This window comes from Vibrio nigripulchritudo ATCC 27043 (genome assembly GCF_000222685.1).
GTDB lineage: Bacteria > Pseudomonadota > Gammaproteobacteria > Enterobacterales > Vibrionaceae > Vibrio > Vibrio nigripulchritudo.
The window spans coordinates 32700-48206 of the sequence record NZ_AFWJ01000001.1 but is presented as its reverse complement, the minus strand read 5'-3'; the positions used below and the strand labels follow the sequence as shown (position 1 = coordinate 48206).

At 46.5% G+C, this 15507-nt stretch carries 15 protein-coding genes; 4 read left to right on the top strand and 11 right to left on the bottom strand.

Going from position 1 to position 15507, the window contains the following annotated elements; genetic code table 11:
- Positions 1–4: 4 nt before the first annotated feature.
- A complete protein-coding gene (locus RH89_RS00205; RefSeq protein WP_004397707.1) occupies positions 5–586 on the top strand; it encodes a BON domain-containing protein in 582 nt (193 codons plus the stop codon).
- Positions 587–648: 62 nt separating this feature from the next.
- Here the strand turns inward: RH89_RS00205 and sspB are convergent, their stop codons facing one another.
- From sspB to zapE, 8 genes are all read right to left on the bottom strand, one after another.
- Positions 649–1140, bottom strand: coding sequence for a ClpXP protease specificity-enhancing factor (gene sspB, locus RH89_RS00200; RefSeq protein WP_004397706.1), 492 nt, complete (start codon positions 1138–1140; stop codon positions 649–651).
- Positions 1140–1775 (bottom strand): stringent starvation protein SspA, encoded by a 636-nt coding sequence (gene sspA, locus RH89_RS00195; protein ID WP_004397705.1) that lies wholly within the window; start codon positions 1773–1775, stop codon positions 1140–1142. Before sspA ends, sspB begins: the two co-directional genes overlap by 1 nt.
- Positions 1776–1863: 88 nt before the next feature.
- A complete protein-coding gene (locus tag RH89_RS00190; protein ID WP_004397704.1) occupies positions 1864–2601 on the bottom strand; it encodes a cytochrome c1 in 738 nt (245 codons plus the stop codon).
- Positions 2598–3863 carry a cytochrome b gene (locus tag RH89_RS00185; RefSeq protein WP_004397703.1) on the bottom strand — a complete coding sequence of 422 codons (1266 nt, stop codon included), beginning with the start codon at positions 3861–3863 and terminating at the stop codon, positions 2598–2600. The genes RH89_RS00190 and RH89_RS00185 overlap by 4 nt, the downstream gene beginning before the upstream one ends.
- On the bottom strand, positions 3863–4456 hold the full coding sequence (gene petA / locus RH89_RS00180) for a ubiquinol-cytochrome c reductase iron-sulfur subunit (protein ID WP_004397702.1): 594 nt from the start codon (positions 4454–4456) through the stop codon (positions 3863–3865). The genes RH89_RS00185 and petA overlap by 1 nt, the downstream gene beginning before the upstream one ends.
- A gap of 335 nt (positions 4457–4791) precedes the next feature.
- Positions 4792–5184 carry a 30S ribosomal protein S9 gene (gene rpsI / locus RH89_RS00175; protein WP_004397701.1) on the bottom strand — a complete coding sequence of 131 codons (393 nt, stop codon included), beginning with the start codon at positions 5182–5184 and terminating at the stop codon, positions 4792–4794.
- Positions 5185–5199: 15 nt separating this feature from the next.
- Positions 5200–5628 carry a 50S ribosomal protein L13 gene (gene rplM / locus RH89_RS00170; protein ID WP_004397700.1) on the bottom strand — a complete coding sequence of 143 codons (429 nt, stop codon included), beginning with the start codon at positions 5626–5628 and terminating at the stop codon, positions 5200–5202.
- A 257-nt stretch (positions 5629–5885) separates the two neighbouring features.
- Complete coding sequence (gene zapE / locus RH89_RS00165) at positions 5886–6989, bottom strand: cell division protein ZapE (RefSeq protein ID WP_004397699.1); 1104 nt, start codon at positions 6987–6989, stop codon at positions 5886–5888.
- 265 nt (positions 6990–7254) lie between these two features.
- Between zapE and zapG the strand changes: the two genes are divergently transcribed.
- The 3 genes from zapG (at position 7255) to degS (ending at position 10436) form a co-directional block, all read left to right on the top strand.
- Positions 7255–7701, top strand: a complete 447-nt coding sequence (gene zapG, locus RH89_RS00160) for a Z-ring associated protein ZapG (RefSeq protein ID WP_004397698.1) — start codon at positions 7255–7257, stop codon at positions 7699–7701.
- Positions 7702–7785: 84 nt separating this feature from the next.
- The gene (locus RH89_RS00155; protein WP_004397696.1) at positions 7786–9153 is read left to right on the top strand and encodes a Do family serine endopeptidase; all 1368 of its coding nucleotides are present in this window, start codon (positions 7786–7788) and stop codon (positions 9151–9153) included.
- A 218-nt stretch (positions 9154–9371) separates the two neighbouring features.
- Positions 9372–10436 (top strand): outer membrane-stress sensor serine endopeptidase DegS, encoded by a 1065-nt coding sequence (gene degS, locus RH89_RS00150; protein WP_004397694.1) that lies wholly within the window; start codon positions 9372–9374, stop codon positions 10434–10436.
- Between the two features lie 49 nt (positions 10437–10485).
- On the opposite strand, the gene parC is transcribed toward degS, so the two are convergent.
- From parC to yqiA, 3 genes are all read right to left on the bottom strand, one after another.
- Positions 10486–12774, bottom strand: a complete 2289-nt coding sequence (gene parC / locus RH89_RS00145; protein WP_004397692.1) for a DNA topoisomerase IV subunit A — start codon at positions 12772–12774, stop codon at positions 10486–10488.
- Positions 12775–12777: 3 nt separating this feature from the next.
- A complete protein-coding gene (gene parE, locus RH89_RS00140; RefSeq protein WP_004397690.1) occupies positions 12778–14658 on the bottom strand; it encodes a DNA topoisomerase IV subunit B in 1881 nt (626 codons plus the stop codon).
- A gap of 260 nt (positions 14659–14918) precedes the next feature.
- On the bottom strand, positions 14919–15506 hold the full coding sequence (gene yqiA / locus RH89_RS00135; protein WP_004397688.1) for an esterase YqiA: 588 nt from the start codon (positions 15504–15506) through the stop codon (positions 14919–14921).
- Position 15507: the final 1 nt, after the last annotated feature.

The following is a 15507-nucleotide window of genomic DNA, read 5'->3' as shown; positions in this document are numbered from 1 at the left end:
CAAAATGAAGAAATGGATTTTGGCTGCTGCGTGCAGTCTCAGCCTGACGGGTTGTGCTGGTTTGCTTGTCGCTGGCGCTGCGACAACAGCAAATATTGTCACCGACACCCGAACTACTAAAGAGCAGTGGCAAGACAGTCAGCTTGAGTTTGAAGTTGCGGGTCTTGGCAACAAAGCCCCTTTCACTGGAAACGTAAAAGCAACTGCAACGTCGTTTCGCGGTAAAGTGATTTTAATTGGTCAGGCAGTAACCGAAGAGTACAAACAGCAATTTGGTAGCCAGGTCAATCAGGTTGAAGGTGTACAGAGTGTCTCAAACCAACTTAGAGTAAGACCACTGCTGGATCTTCAAACCATTACTCATGACAGCTGGATCACCACAAAAGTGAAAACCAGCCTGATTGCCAATGAAGACTTAACCACCGTAAAGATCAAAGTTATCACTGAGGATGGCGAGGTTTTCCTGTTGGGCTATGTCACGCCTGAACAAGCGGATCTAGCCACCGACATCGCTCGAAACATTTCGGGAGTTAAGCAGGTGATTAGAGCTTTTGAAATCTCGCAGCCTCAAGCTCAATCACAGTAGTCTGGCGGAAACAAAAAAGCAGCGACTTGTCGCTGCTTTTTAGATTCTACGATAGAGAAAATCTACTTAACCACTCGTAAACTAGGGCGCCCTTTCGGTCTGGACGGAGCCTCTTCCTCTGGTTCTGCGTCTTCCACTTCAGGCTCACTGTCGAAGACATCGAAGCTGACTTCTTCTGTCACAGTTGCCACAGTTTCTTCAAGATCGCTCTCTTCGACTTCCATGTAGCCCTCTTCAGGTTCGAACATGGTGCCCGCACCATTTTCACGCGCATAAATGGCATGAACGGCATAAAGAGGAGCTATCACAGAATGCGGACGACCACCAAAACGGGCATTGAACGTTATCGCGTCATTACCCATTTCCAGGTTACCCACTGCGCGAGGGGCAATATTCAAGATAATTTGACCATCTTGAATAAACTCCTGCGGAACACGGACACCCGGTAAAGTGGCATCCACTACCAAGTGAGGAGTAAGATCGTTATCGACCAACCACTCATAAAACGCACGCACCAGATAAGGGCGGCGAGGTGTCATTTTCTCAATATCCATTAACGAGCCAGACGCATCTCACGCTCAGCTTCTGTTAGAGAAGCTAGGAAAGAATCACGTTCAAATACACGGTTCATGTACACTTTCAATTCTTTAGAACCAGGACCGATCAAGTCGATACCAAGCACAGGCAAACGCCACAATAGTGGAGCTAAGTAGCAGTCAATCAGGCTGAACTCTTCACTCATGAAGTATTCGTATTCAGCAAAGATTGGCGCTAGTGTCAGTAAGTCATTACGCAGTTTCGTTCGTGCAGACTCAGCTTCTTCCGCGTTACCTTTCTGGACCTTTTCAGCCAGTGAATACCAGTTGTTCTCAATACGGAACATCATTAGTCGGCTGTTACCACGAGCAACAGGGTATACAGGCATCAGTGGCGGGTGCGGAAAACGCTCGTCCAGATACTCCATGATAATCTTGGAGTTATACAGTGCTAGTTCACGGTCTACCAGCGTTGGAACCGTCTTGTAAGGGTTAAGTTCGATAAGCTCACTTGGTAAGTTTGCTTCATCAACCAGTTCAACTTCGAAACTCACCCCTTTCTCAGCCAGAACAATACGAACCTGGTGGCTGTACATGTCAGAAGCACTAGAAAATAGAGTCATCACGGAACGTTTATTGGCAGCTACAGCCATTGAGCCCTCCAGCACACTTAAATATAAAAAAAGCAATGGAGGCTAACGGCCTCCATTGTAGAAAAATTAGCGATGTATGATAGCACGATTAGTGAACATCACGCCAATACTCTTTCTTGAGGAATACCACCACAATAGTCAACAGGACAAGGAATGCCATGACCCACCATCCCATCGTGTGGCGCTCCAGTTTTACTGGGTCCCCGGAGTATTCTAAGAAGTTAACCAAATCTCGAACCGCACTGTCATATTCCGTCGGGCTAAGCTCACCTCGCCCGTCCGTTTCGATGCCTACAACAACTTGTTTTTCTTCACCATCGACAACTTTGGTTTCGTAGATAGCAGTTGGAATGCCTTGAAGCTCTTCCAACACATGAGGCATACCGACACTTGGGAACACGACATTGTTCACGCCAAATGGTCTGGATGGGTCTGCATAGAATGAGCGAAGGTATGTGTATAGCCAATCCGCACCACGAACACGAGCTACCAGAGTCAGATCTGGTGGCGGCGCACCAAACCAGTTTCCTGCCTGCTTATCTGGAATAGAGTTTTCCATCAAAGAACCGACTTTTACCTCAGGGTCAAAAATTAAGTGCTCTTTCATCAGCTCAATAGGAATCCCTAAATCTGTTGCGACACGCTCATAGCGCTGATATTGCGCTGAGTGACAGCCAAAACAATAGTTCATGAACAGCTTGGCACCATTTTGTAGTGACGCCTGATCGGATAAATCATTGTTTGCTTTATCTAAAGGTACGTTTGCTCCTGCAGCCATGGCTAAAGACGGCAACAGTGCAAAAAGCATTACAATCCACTTTTTCATTTGAATGTCACCCTCTCTGGTAAAGGTTTCGTGGCTTCGTTTTTGCTGTAGAAGTACAGTAATACGAAGAACATGAAGTAACACAAGCTAAAGATCTGCGCGAGCAATGTGTAGGTAGGAGTTGCTGGCAACGCCCCCAAAATACCCAGCGCAATAAAGCTGATGGTGAACTGAATGATATTGAACAAGTGGAACTTGCTGCGGTAACGGTAAGAGCGAACTTTACAGCGATCCAGCCAAGGCAGGACAAACAACACTGCAATTGAAGCCCCCATGGCTACTACACCAAGGAGTTTGTCTGGAACCGCACGCAAAATTGCATAGAACGGAGTGAAGTACCAAACTGGCGCGATATGCTCAGGTGTTTTCAGCGGGTTCGCAGCTTCAAAGTTAGGCGGCTCAAGGAAGTAACCTCCCATTTCTGGGTTGAAGAACAACACGTAGCAGAATAAGAACAAGAACCCAGCGACCCCTACCAGATCTTTCACCGTTCCATAAGGATGGAATGGAATGGAATCGATGATGTCATATTTCTTACTGTAGTAATCGTGGAACTTGAACTGGGTTTTGTAATCATCACCCATGGTGCCTTTTGGAAGTTTAGTCTCAATACCATCTGGGTTATTGGAGCCCACTTCGTGCAGTGCCAATACGTGCAAAACAACCAAAAGCAGTAATACGATAGGAAGCGCGATAACGTGAAGCGCGAAGAATCGGTTCAGTGTTGCGCCTGAGATAACATAGTCACCACGAATCCACAGTGTCAGGTCATCACCAATTACAGGAATTGCACCAAATAGTGAAATGATTACCTGCGCACCCCAGTATGACATCTGACCCCATGGTAGGAGGTAACCCATAAAGGCTTCTGCCATTAACACCAGGAAGATTAACATCCCGAAGATCCACAATAATTCACGTGGCTTCTGGTAAGAGCCGTAAATCAGACCACGGAACATGTGTAGATACACAACAACGAAGAATGCAGAAGCGCCGGTTGAGTGCATATAACGGAGTAACCAACCGTATTCCACATCACGCATGATGTATTCAATGGAGGCAAACGCACCATCACCAGAAGGAACGTAGTTCATTGTCAGCCAGATACCCGTCAGGATCTGATTGACCAACACCAGCATTGCCAAAGAACCGAAAAGGTACCAAAAATTGAAGTTCTTAGGCATTGGGTATTCAGAAAGGTGCTTCTTATAAGCATTCATTGCGGGCAGGCGTTTTTCCACCCAGTCAAGTATCGCTTGCATTAGGCTTCCCCTCCTTCATCTACCCCGATGAGGATTTTGGTGTCACTCAGGTACATATGCTCAGGAACAACCAAGTTCAACGGTGCTGGTACGCTTTGGAAAACACGACCTGCCATGTCGAATTTCGAACCATGACAAGGACAGAAAAATCCAGATTTCACGCCCTGAACTTGCTCTCCGAAAGTATCAGGAAGGTAAGTAGGCGAACAACCTAAGTGAGTACAGATGCCCACGGCAACGAAGTACTCAGGTTTTATCGAACGGTAGGCATTTTGTGCATAGGCAGGTTGCTGCTCTTCTGCCGAAGCAGGATCACGAAGTTGACCATCCAGATTCTTAAGTTCTTCTACGACTGAGCTAGCACGACGGACCACCCAAACAGGCTTGCCTCGCCACTCAACGCGAACCATTTGTCCTTCTTCCAGCTTACCGATTTCGACCTCTACAGGAGCACCGGCAGCTTTGGCTTTTGCACTAGGGTTCCAAGATTTAATGAAAGGAACGGCGACCGCGATCCCACCAACAGCGCCCACAACTGCAGTTGTGGCTGTCAGGAAACGCCGGCGTCCGTTATTTATAGGCGCATTGCTCATCCAACATTCTCCCATTTGCTCCCTGTGTCTTATTATTTTTCCGACTTCCAACAGAGCATGGCTAAAAATTACGCGTTTTTTATACTTATTTGCTTAAGAAATGATAAATAAAACCCTACTTTTTGACAAGGTAATACTACTTTTTCGTAACATACGTCACCGAAAGTGGCGATTACATCACAAAAGATGGGGTTATAGGAGAAATGTGGTGGAAGAAGGAAGAGTTACAAGGAGTTAGGTAAATGAAAACAAACAAAAAAGCCCGGCAAAAATGCCGAGCTTTTGGACCACAATCCAGTAAAAACTGGAGCGATGTCTTTCGAAATAACGAAAGATTAACGCTTAGAGAATTGTGGACGACGACGTGCTTTACGTAGACCAACTTTCTTACGTTCAACGCAACGAGCGTCACGCGTAACGTAGCCAGCTGCACGTAGAGCAGGACGTAGAGACTCATCGTACTCCATAAGAGCGCGAGTGATACCGTGACGGATCGCGCCAGCTTGACCAGAGATACCACCACCTGAAACAGTGATGTATAGGTCTAGCTTTTCAGTCAGTTCAACTAGCTCAAGTGGCTGACGAACAACCATGCGAGAAGTTTCACGACCGAAGTAAACATCAAGGCTACGCTTGTTGATTACGATGTTGCCGCTGCCTGGTTTGATGAAAACACGAGCTGCTGAGCTTTTGCGACGGCCAGTGCCGTAGTATTGGTTCTCTGCCATTTTCATAATCCCCGATTAGATGTCTAGTACTTGTGGTTGTTGAGCAACATGGTTGTGCTCAGCGCCAGCGTAAACTTTCAGCTTACGGTACATAGCACGGCCAAGAGGACCACGTGGTAGCATGCCTTTTACCGCTAGCTCAAGAGCCATTTCAGGCTTACGGTCAATCAATTTTTCGAAAGAAATTGATTTTAGACCACCTGGGAACTCAGAGTGACGGTAGTAGATTTTGTTCTTAGCTTTGTTACCAGTAACAGCAACTTTCTCAGCGTTAACAACGATGATGTAATCACCAGTGTCTACGTGAGGAGTGTACTCAGCTTTATGCTTGCCACGTAGGCGAGATGCAATTTCACTTGCTAGACGACCTAGAGTTTTGCCCTCTGCGTCTACAACATACCAGTCGCGTTTTACAGTTTCTGGTTTAGCAACGAAAGTTTTCATGCTAATAATTACCTATTAAAAAATTTACACTTAAGGAACAATGACTTGCTCCCACTGTCTAAGGGCTTCATTAAGCACCCCTTCGAGTGTTGATAACCCTCGGCTTAGCTACAATCTCTGTGTTGCCAGAGGCCTGCAGTAACGGTAGGTCGCAGGATTATAGAGAAGAGTGAGGAAAAAATCACCTTTTTTTCACCAAAAAACGTATTTTTTTCCTCGTTGCGATTGGAAGTGCGTGAACTGAGGTATTTTACTGACTAAGGTAAGTGCTCTTTTGCTAAATAATCATGACTTTGCATTTCAATTAGACGTGACTGGCAACGTTTAAATTCAAAGTTCAGATGCCCTTCTGTGTACAGTTCTTCGAGTGCTACTTCTGATGAAATGATGAGTTTTACGTTTCTTTCATAAAACTCATCCACTAACGCGATAAAACGACGTGCTGCATCATCGTTGGTTTTACCCATCTGCTTCACATCAGCCAAAAGAACAGTGTGATATTCACGGGACATTTCGATGTAGTCATTCTGGCTTCTCATGGATTCACAAAGCTGCTCAAAAGATGCCATTAGTACGTCATCATGACAGTTGAGAACTGCCACGTCTCTGTGATTCACCTCAATACTCAGAACTTCTTTGTGACCGTCTCCAACCAGTTGTCGGTAGTACTTTTTCAGATTCAGCGTGGCGTCTTCATCCAATGGGTAGTGAAAGATTTCCGCTTGTTCTAGTGTTCTGAGCCGATAATCAATGCCACTGTCTACGTTCAGTACTTCACAATTTTTTTCAATTAATGCGATTGCTGGTAAGAAACGAGCACGTTGTAAGCCGTTGCGATAAAGGTCATGAGGAGGAATATTGGACGTTGCTACTAATACAACATTTCGGGCAAATAGTGCCTGCATCAAAGTCCCGAGAATCATGGCGTCAGTAATATCTGAAACGAAAAATTCGTCAAAGCAGATGATGTCTGCCTCTGCTTTTAATACATCAGCCACTTTTTCCAAGGGATCAGACACCTCTCCTAAAGCCCTGAGTTCGTCGTGCACGCGATACATAAACCGGTGAAAATGCACTCTGAGTTTCTTTTCCGCGGGTAAGGCTTCATAAAACGTATCCATCAGATAAGTTTTACCTCTGCCGACACCTCCCCAGAAATAAAGCCCTTTTGGAGGCTCTGGTGACTGAGGCTTTTTCCCCATCAGCTTTTGCCACGTTGATATGGGTTGCACTGGCGCATTCAAATAGTCTTGGAACTGGTGGTAAAGGGTATCCAGCTTTTCAACCGCTAACTGTTGGGCAGGGTCAACGGAAAATCCGTTTTTTTCTATATCTTGTTGGTATTTATGTTTCGGTGTCATTGGAAACTACATTCAGTCCTGGGGCATCAATGGTGTTGATATTATTAAGATTATAGCAAGACGTACAAAAAGCTAACTGTCGAATTATCGGGACAAACAGAGGACGCTTTTTCTTTATCGTATTCTGAACTCATAGTACCATGAGCCTTCGGTTGTGTAACACACCAATAACATAACTGCGTGTATTTTAGGCGTCTCTACGCCACAACTCACCAGACTACATACAAAAAACACAGCCAACTGTAACGATGATAAAGGAGCACTTATGCCTGGGATGTACATTGTCATTGGGATTGTGATCGGATTGATTGCCGGTTATTTTCTGGCAAAACTCATGACACCTGACGCTAATAAACAGAAGTCCATTCAGAAGGAACTGGAAAAGTCCAAGTTTGAATTGGAGCAACAAAGACAAGAATTGGCGGACCACTTTGCTCAAACCGCCGAAATGTTGGATGTGCTAGGAAAAGACTACACCAAGCTGTACCAGCACATGGCGAAAACCTCAACCGAGTTATTGCCTAGTGTGCCGGAGCAAGACAACCCGTTTGTGAAGAAAATCGCTCAACATACTGAAGAAGCGCCTGTTCCTGAGTCTGATGATCAGCAACAACCAAAAGATTATGCTCATGGAGCGACAGGGCTTTTGAAGGATAAAGAGAAAGAAATCGTTAACTCACCAGCGGCTGAGCCCGCAGAGAAGGTTTCTTAGTTCTTCCATACTTGAAAAATCGATGATTGAACTTTATCTAGGTTACTGAGTCATAATCTTCACCTATCAAAGAGGAGCCTTATGATGAAAAAACCTTTGCTTGTTTTAAGTGCATTAACATTAAGCTTAAGTTCAATCATCGCACCACTACCTGCAACAGCGGCATTGCCTGCAGCCGTAAGTGGTGAACAGTTACCTAGCCTCGCCCCTATGCTGGAAAAAGTAACCCCAGCGGTTGTCAGCATTGCGGTTGAAGGCAAGCAGGTTGCGACTCAGCGCGTACCTGAAGCATTCCGATTCTTTTTTGGACCTGATTTCCCAGCGGAACAGGTGCAAGAACGTCCATTCCGTGGCTTGGGCTCTGGTGTTGTTATAGACGCCGGAAAAGGTCACATTGTTACCAACTATCACGTGATTAAAGGCGCAGACGAAATTCGTGTCCAGTTACACGATGGTCGTGAATACGACGCAGAACTCATCGGTGGAGATGAAATGTCTGACGTGGCACTTCTGAAGTTGGAAAAGGCTGAAAGCCTAACCGAAATTGCTATTGCTGATTCAGATAAACTTCGAGTCGGTGATTTCACGGTCGCCATCGGTAACCCATTCGGTCTAGGTCAGACCGTGACTTCGGGCATAGTATCTGCGCTGGGTCGTTCCGGGCTCAACGTGCAAAACTTTGAGAACTTCATCCAAACCGACGCAGCCATTAACAGTGGTAACTCCGGTGGTGCCCTCGTCAACCTGAATGGCGAACTGATCGGTATCAACACCGCGATCCTTGGACCTAATGGTGGCAACGTGGGTATTGGATTTGCCATTCCTTCCAACATGATGAAAAACCTAACAGGTCAGATTCTTGAGTTTGGTGAGGTTAAGCGTGGTCTGTTGGGAGTACAAGGCAGTGAAATCACCTCTGAGCTTGCTGAAGCTCTTGGTTATGAGTCGATTAAAGGGGCATTCGTAAGTCAGGTAGTGCCAGACAGTGCAGCGGATGAAGCTGGCTTGCAAGCAGGCGACATTATCGTTTCGCTTAACGGTAAGTCCATAAGCACCTTCAGCGAATTACGCGCCAAAATCGCTACGTTGGGAGCGGGTCGCGAGATCACCATTGGTGTTATTCGTGACGGAAAGAACAAAACATTTGATGCAACTCTGCAAGAAGCTGGTGACACTAAAACTCGTGCAGATAAGTTGCATGAAGGCCTAACAGGAGCCGAGTTATCCAATACGGATGCCAGTAACGATCTGCAAGGTGTGAAAGTCACCAAAGTAGAAAAAGGTTCACCTGCCGATGCTTATCAGCTAAAAGAAGGTGACATCATTATTGGCGTTAACCGTACACGCGTTAAAAATCTTGGTCAGCTAAGAACTATCCTGGAAGATAACCCAAGTGTGTTAGCCCTCAATATTCAACGTGGGGACAGAACGCTTTATCTTGTTGTAAGGTAAAGATTTTCATATCACAAAGGGAAGCAGAAATACTGCTTCCCTTTTTTATGTCTGCTATTTATGCATATTCAACAAGGAGAAACGCTAAACATATTGACAGACCGCTGACATAGCGGGCACTGGCATCCTCTTACTAATCAGTGCTATGCTTTCCTTCTTAATATAATCAAATTGTTATGGGTTTCCCCCAGTCTTATTGCGCCCACTCTGAGGATGATATGTGGAAAGTCCTTTTACGCTCTTCATTATTAGGTCTGCTTACAGCGGGTTTGCTACTTACGGTTGTTCCTTCTTTGCGGACAGCGGCAGTTGAGGTCACAACAACCAATTCCCCATCAGAATTTGAAAGTCTTCAGGTGTCATTCAGCCACGCAGTGCGTCGTGCCGGTCCTGCCGTCGTTAATATCTACAGTCGAAAACAAAGTGATACCGCGCAACGCGGATTCATTGTTGAAGATTTGGGTTCCGGCGTTATCGTCAGTGAAAAAGGCTATATCATTACCAATTACCACGTAATTGCCAGCGCCGATCAGATTGTTGTTGCCCTTCAAGACGGTCGCTATTCTGCCGCCCAGCTAGTGGGTAAAGATCGTAGAACAGACTTAGCCGTTCTGCGTATTGAAGGTAATAACCTTCCTGTCATTCCGCTGAATTCAAACTATCAGGCAAAAGTCGGTGATGTAGTATTGGCGATTGGTAATCCATATAACCTTGGGCAGACCACAACGTTTGGCATCATTTCAGCGACAGGGCGCTCATCGATTAGTGCTGATGGTCGGCAACCGTTTATTCAAACAGACGCCGCAATCAACCGAGGCAATTCCGGCGGTGCTTTGGTGAACACCAAAGGCGAGTTAGTTGGCATCAATACCGCATCTTTCCAACAAGCCACAAATGTAGAAACCTATGGGATATCTTTTGCCATCCCATACTCGCTGGCTAATGCAGTGATGGAAAAAATCATCGCCGATGGTCGAGTTATTCGCGGTTATATCGGTATTGACGGACAAGACATTAACTCAGTGTCTTCTCGCCTATTAGGACGCGAATATGTTGGTGGTATTATCGTTATGGGTATTACTCCCAACAGCCCAGCAGATCAGGCAGGATTTGAGCGTCAGGATGTGATTCTGGAAATTGGTGGCGCTAAAGTGAATGGTCGCGACAGTGTCTTGGAGATAGTCACCGGCTTACGCCCGGGCATCGAAGTAAAGATGAAGGTGCTCCGAAAAGGCGAAGAGATCATACTGAATGTACTTGTCGGAGACGACCCACAAGGTTAATTAACCTGAACTTATAAAAGAAAATCCCCGGTCATAGCCGGGGATTTTTTTATTCTGCGTTACTTTCCGTTTCCGGTTCATCGGGCTGAGTTTGGTTTTCAACCTCAATTCGGGTTACGCGTTGCAAGCCTCTCGGTAATAAGCTGCCACGACGACCACGCTCACCTCGGAAGTTATCTAGATCCGTCGGTTTCAGACCAAGCTTGCGCTTACCCGCATAAATGGTCACTGATACACCGCTTGGCAACGACATCAGATGAGAAACGGTTTCCTCACGAGATTTGGCTTTGGCGGAAGGAATATTGATGATCTTGTTCCCTTTACCTTTGCTTAGCTGAGGTAAATCTTTCATTGGGAAGATCAACATTCGACCTTGGTTAGTGATCGCAAGAATTTCATCCTGATCAAGATCCGCTATCGCACTTGGTGTCATCACTTCAGACCCTTGCGGGAGATTCACCAGAGCTTTACCGCTACGGTTCTTAGATAGCAAGTCGCTGCCCTTACAGACAAATCCGTAGCCTGCGTCAGACCCGACTAACCATAGCTGCTCTTCCTCACCCATAATGACCCGGCTGATGGTAGTACCTGCTGTGATGTTCAGACGACCGGTAATCGGCTCCCCCTGACTTCGAGCTGAAGGCAAAGAGTGGGACTCTAGTGAATAGCTTCGCCCGTCAGTTCCCAAGAACACCGCTTGCTGGTTACTCTTACCACGAGCATGCGCCAGATATTTATCACCGGATTTATAGTTCAAGCCTTCTGCATCCACATCATGCCCTTTGGCATGGCGAATCCAGCCTTTCTCAGAAAGTACGACAGTTATCGGTTCACTTGGCATGAGATCACGTTCTGTCAGCGCTTTGGCTTCCGCACGCTCTACAATTGGAGAGCGACGATCATCACCGAATTTCTCGGCATCTGCCTTGATTTCTTTCTTCAGAAGCGTATTCAGACGGCGCTCAGAACCTAGCAGAAGTTCCAGCTTCTCACGCTCTTTTTCCAGCTCTTCCTGCTCACCGCGAATCTTCATCTCTTCCAGTTTGGCAAGGTGACGAAGTTTGGTGTCCAGAATCGCATCGGCTTGAATATCGGTAATTCCAAAGCGAGACATTAGCACTGCTTTTGGATCGTCTTCTGTACGAATGATTTCAATCACTTCGTCCAGGTTAAGATACGCGACCAACAGACCTTCCAAGATATGCAAACGCGCAAGCACTTTGTCCAGACGATGCTGCAAACGACGGCGAACAGTCGCACGGCGGAACTCGATCCATTCTTTCAGAATCATCACCAGCCCTTTAACCTGAGGGCGGTTGTCCAAGCCGATCATGTTGAGGTTTACACGGTAGCTCTTTTCAAGATCGGTGGATGCAAACAGGTGATTCATCAATTGATCGCAGTCTACACGGTTGGATCTCGGTACGATGACAATACGTGTTGGGTTTTCGTGATCCGACTCATCACGAAGATCGTCCACCATTGGCAGTTTCTTCGCACGCATCTGATTAGCAATTTGTTCTAGCAACTTGGCACCAGATACCTGATGAGGCAACGCCGTAATGACGATTTCACCGTTATCTTTTGACCAGACCGCACGCATTTTGATGCTGCCACGACCGTTTCGGTAGATCTTCTCAATGTCGGCTTTCGGTGAAATGATTTCCGCTTCAGTCGGGTAATCCGGCCCTTGTACATGCTGCATCACATCTTGCAGCTCAAGTTTTGGATTGTCGATCAGTTGAATCGTTGCTTCCGCCACTTCACGAACGTTATGCGGTGGGATATCAGTTGCCATACCAACTGCGATACCAGTAACACCGTTCAGAAGGATATGGGGCAAACGCGCTGGCAGCATTTGCGGCTCTTTCATTGTGCCGTCAAAGTTAGGTTGCCATTCAACTGTACCCTGACCTAGCTCACCAAGCAGAACTTCAGCAAACTTAGACAGTTTGGCTTCGGTATAACGCATAGCAGCGAACGATTTCGGATCGTCCGGCGCACCCCAGTTACCCTGACCATCCACCAGCGGGTAGCGATAAGAGAATGGCTGTGCCATCAATACCATGGCTTCATAACAAGCGGAATCACCATGTGGGTGGTATTTACCTAATACGTCACCAACAGTACGCGCTGACTTTTTGTATTTCGCCGCAGCGGAAAGACCCAGTTCCGACATTGCGTAAATAATGCGTCGTTGAACAGGCTTCAAACCATCGCCAATGTAAGGCAAAGCCCGGTCCATGATCACGTACATGGAGTAATTCAGATAGGCGTCTTCGGTGAACCTGCGCATTGGCAGTTGTTCAACACCATCAAAAGTAATTTCTGTCGACATCTATTAAACCTCAGCCAAATCGCCGTTGCTTTGTAGCCAGGTACGGCGGTCATCCGCACGTTTCTTGCCAAGCAACATATCCATCATTTCCATGGTCGCGTCACTGTCATCGATAGTGAGCTGCACCAATCGACGAGTGTTTGGATCCATGGTGGTTTCGCGCAACTGAAGCGGGTTCATCTCACCCAGACCTTTGAATCGCTGCACGTTGATTTTGGCTTTTTTCTTAGAAAGTCGCTCAAGGATGCCTTCTTTCTCGTCATCATCAAGCGCGTAGAATACTTCTTTACCACAGTCGATACGGTAGAGTGGCGGCATCGCAACATAGATATGCCCGGCTTCAACCAACGCTCGGAAATGTCGGGTAAACAATGCGCAAAGCAGGGTTGCGATGTGCAGACCATCCGAGTCCGCATCGGCAAGGATACAGATCTTACCGTAACGAAGCCCTTCAAGGTTATCGTTATCAGGGTCAATACCCAGAGCGACTGAGATATCGTGCACTTCCTGAGAAGCAAGAACCTGATCTGCGGACACTTCCCAAGTATTCAGAATTTTACCGCGAAGTGGCATCACGGCCTGAAACTCACGATCACGGGCTTGCTTTGCAGAACCGCCCGCCGAGTCCCCTTCCACAAAGAAGATTTCGGTACGATTTAGATCTTGTACGGAACAATCGGTCAGCTTACCGGGTAACGCCGGTCCTGATGCGACTTTCTTACGCACCACTTTCTTGCTGGCGCGCATACGTCGATGGGCATTGGCAATACACAGTTCCGCCAATTGCTCTGCCAGTTGAGGCTTTTCATTCAGCCATAGACTGAACGCATCTTTAACGACACCAGAAACAAATGCGGCGGTCTGGCGTGAGGACAAACGTTCTTTGGTTTGCCCCGCGAACTGAGGGTCCTGCATTTTAATCGACAGTACGTAAGAACAACGGTCGAAAACATCGTCACCGGTGAGTTTCACGCCACGTGGCAAGAGGTTGCGGAACTCACAGAATTCACGCATGGCATCCAAAAGTCCCTGACGTAAACCATTTACGTGGGTACCACCTTGTTTGGTTGGAACCAGGTTAACGTAGCTTTCGGTGATCATCTCGCCGCCTTCCGGCTGCCAGATAACTGCCCAATTCGCCATTTCGGTTTCGGCAGAAAACTCACCAATGTATGGCTCTTCCGGAAGAACCGTGTAGCCTTTCACACCTTCTGCAAGGTAGTCTTTTAAGCCATCTTCATAGAACCATTTATGTTCTTCATTGTTCACCTTGTCACTGAAGGTGATTTCTAGACCGGGACAAAGAACGGCTTTAGCACGCAGGTTGTTAACCAGTCGAAGCACAGAAAATTTGGCACTATCGAAATATTTGGCATCTGGCCAGAAATGAACAGAGGTTCCGGTGTTACGCAGACCACAAGTGCCTGTTACCGTGAGGTCACTGACTGTATTACCGTTTTCAAAAGCGATTTCATGTACATGCCCTTCACGCTTGACTGTTACTTCTACGCGTTTAGACAGGGCGTTTACAACGGAAATACCTACCCCGTGCAAACCACCAGAAAATTTGTAGTTGTCGTTGGAGAACTTACCACCCGCATGAAGCTTGGTCATAATAAGTTCAACACCCGAGATCCCTTTCTCCGGATGAATGTCGACAGGCATACCACGACCATCATCGATCACTTCAAGTGACTGGTCGTTGTGGAGAATGACTTTTATCTTCTTTGCATGCCCAGCAAGTGCTTCGTCGACTGAGTTATCGATAACCTCTTGGGCAAGGTGGTTAGGTCGCTCAGTTTCGGTATACATACCAGGACGATGTCGTACTGGGTCGAGACCTTCGAGAACGGACAGGTCTTTCGCATTATATTGTTCAGTCATAATACGGATTAATACTCAAAATGATTAGAATGCAATCAGCACCTTGATGCGTGATTGTTAAGTTTTTTGATGACATTGTGGAAAATTGCGCCTAGTTGGAGAAAAAGACATCAAAAGCACAATGATAAAACTATGATGGAACATAGTCTGGAACAGACAAGGGGATGTCAAGTGACTGCGAGAAGTTAACCTCAAAATTATGACCCCATCCCCACTTGGGTTATCTACCCATGCATGTTTGATTTTATGGGCTACAAAGCTTAGAGGTTGAGGAACTGAATGATTTGTTTGGGGTATCTTTCAAAGTCCACAAAGCTATGATCTCCCCCTGCCTCTACGGTCTGTTTAGCCCCCTGATATCGCTCTACAGCCTGACGATAATCCAATACTTCGTCTTCTTCTTGTTGAAGTAACCAAAAGTCAGAAGGTTGTTTAATTTCATCCACATCAAGCGCTTTGAGTTCGTCCATGTGTTTGCCTTCCAACACATACTCTTCCTGCGTATAAGGATTAGTCTGTGGACCCAGAAAATCCGCAAGTAGCTCATAAGGTTTCACAGCAGGGTTCACCAACACCGCTTTGAATCCGTATAAGCTGTTCAGCCAGGTCGACAGATAGCCCCCTAGCGAGCTACCAATCAGACCAATTTGATAATCGGGCTGATATTTTTCAATGGTTTCCAACAAAAACGACTCTGCCAGCTTTGGGTAACATGGCATCTGCGGAGCAACCACTTTGATATCTGGTCGATTAGCCCTGCACCATTCAATCATCACATTGGCTTTGTGTGACTGAGGAGAGCTGTTAAAACCATGGATATAAAGCAGAAGCGATGGCTTAGCGGACATT

Coding starts and splice junctions, on each gene's coding strand:
- RH89_RS00205 (WP_004397707.1), top strand. CDS start 5: ATGAAGAAATGGATTTTGGCTGCTGCGTGCAGTCTCAGCCTGACGGGT.
- RH89_RS00185 (WP_004397703.1), bottom strand. CDS start 3,863: ATGCAAGCGATACTTGACTGGGTGGAAAAACGCCTGCCCGCAATGAAT.
- rpsI (WP_004397701.1), bottom strand. CDS start 5,184: ATGGCAGAGAACCAATACTACGGCACTGGCCGTCGCAAAAGCTCAGCA.
- yqiA (WP_004397688.1), bottom strand. CDS start 15,506: ATGTCCGCTAAGCCATCGCTTCTGCTTTATATCCATGGTTTTAACAGC.
- degS (WP_004397694.1), top strand. CDS start 9,372: ATGTGGAAAGTCCTTTTACGCTCTTCATTATTAGGTCTGCTTACAGCG.
- RH89_RS00155 (WP_004397696.1), top strand. CDS start 7,786: ATGAAAAAACCTTTGCTTGTTTTAAGTGCATTAACATTAAGCTTAAGT.
- sspB (WP_004397706.1), bottom strand. CDS start 1,140: ATGGATATTGAGAAAATGACACCTCGCCGCCCTTATCTGGTGCGTGCG.
- zapG (WP_004397698.1), top strand. CDS start 7,255: ATGCCTGGGATGTACATTGTCATTGGGATTGTGATCGGATTGATTGCC.
- parE (WP_004397690.1), bottom strand. CDS start 14,658: ATGACTGAACAATATAATGCGAAAGACCTGTCCGTTCTCGAAGGTCTC.
- parC (WP_004397692.1), bottom strand. CDS start 12,774: ATGTCGACAGAAATTACTTTTGATGGTGTTGAACAACTGCCAATGCGC.
- RH89_RS00190 (WP_004397704.1), bottom strand. CDS start 2,601: ATGAAAAAGTGGATTGTAATGCTTTTTGCACTGTTGCCGTCTTTAGCC.
- sspA (WP_004397705.1), bottom strand. CDS start 1,775: ATGGCTGTAGCTGCCAATAAACGTTCCGTGATGACTCTATTTTCTAGT.
- zapE (WP_004397699.1), bottom strand. CDS start 6,989: ATGACACCGAAACATAAATACCAACAAGATATAGAAAAAAACGGATTT.
- petA (WP_004397702.1), bottom strand. CDS start 4,456: ATGAGCAATGCGCCTATAAATAACGGACGCCGGCGTTTCCTGACAGCC.
- rplM (WP_004397700.1), bottom strand. CDS start 5,628: ATGAAAACTTTCGTTGCTAAACCAGAAACTGTAAAACGCGACTGGTAT.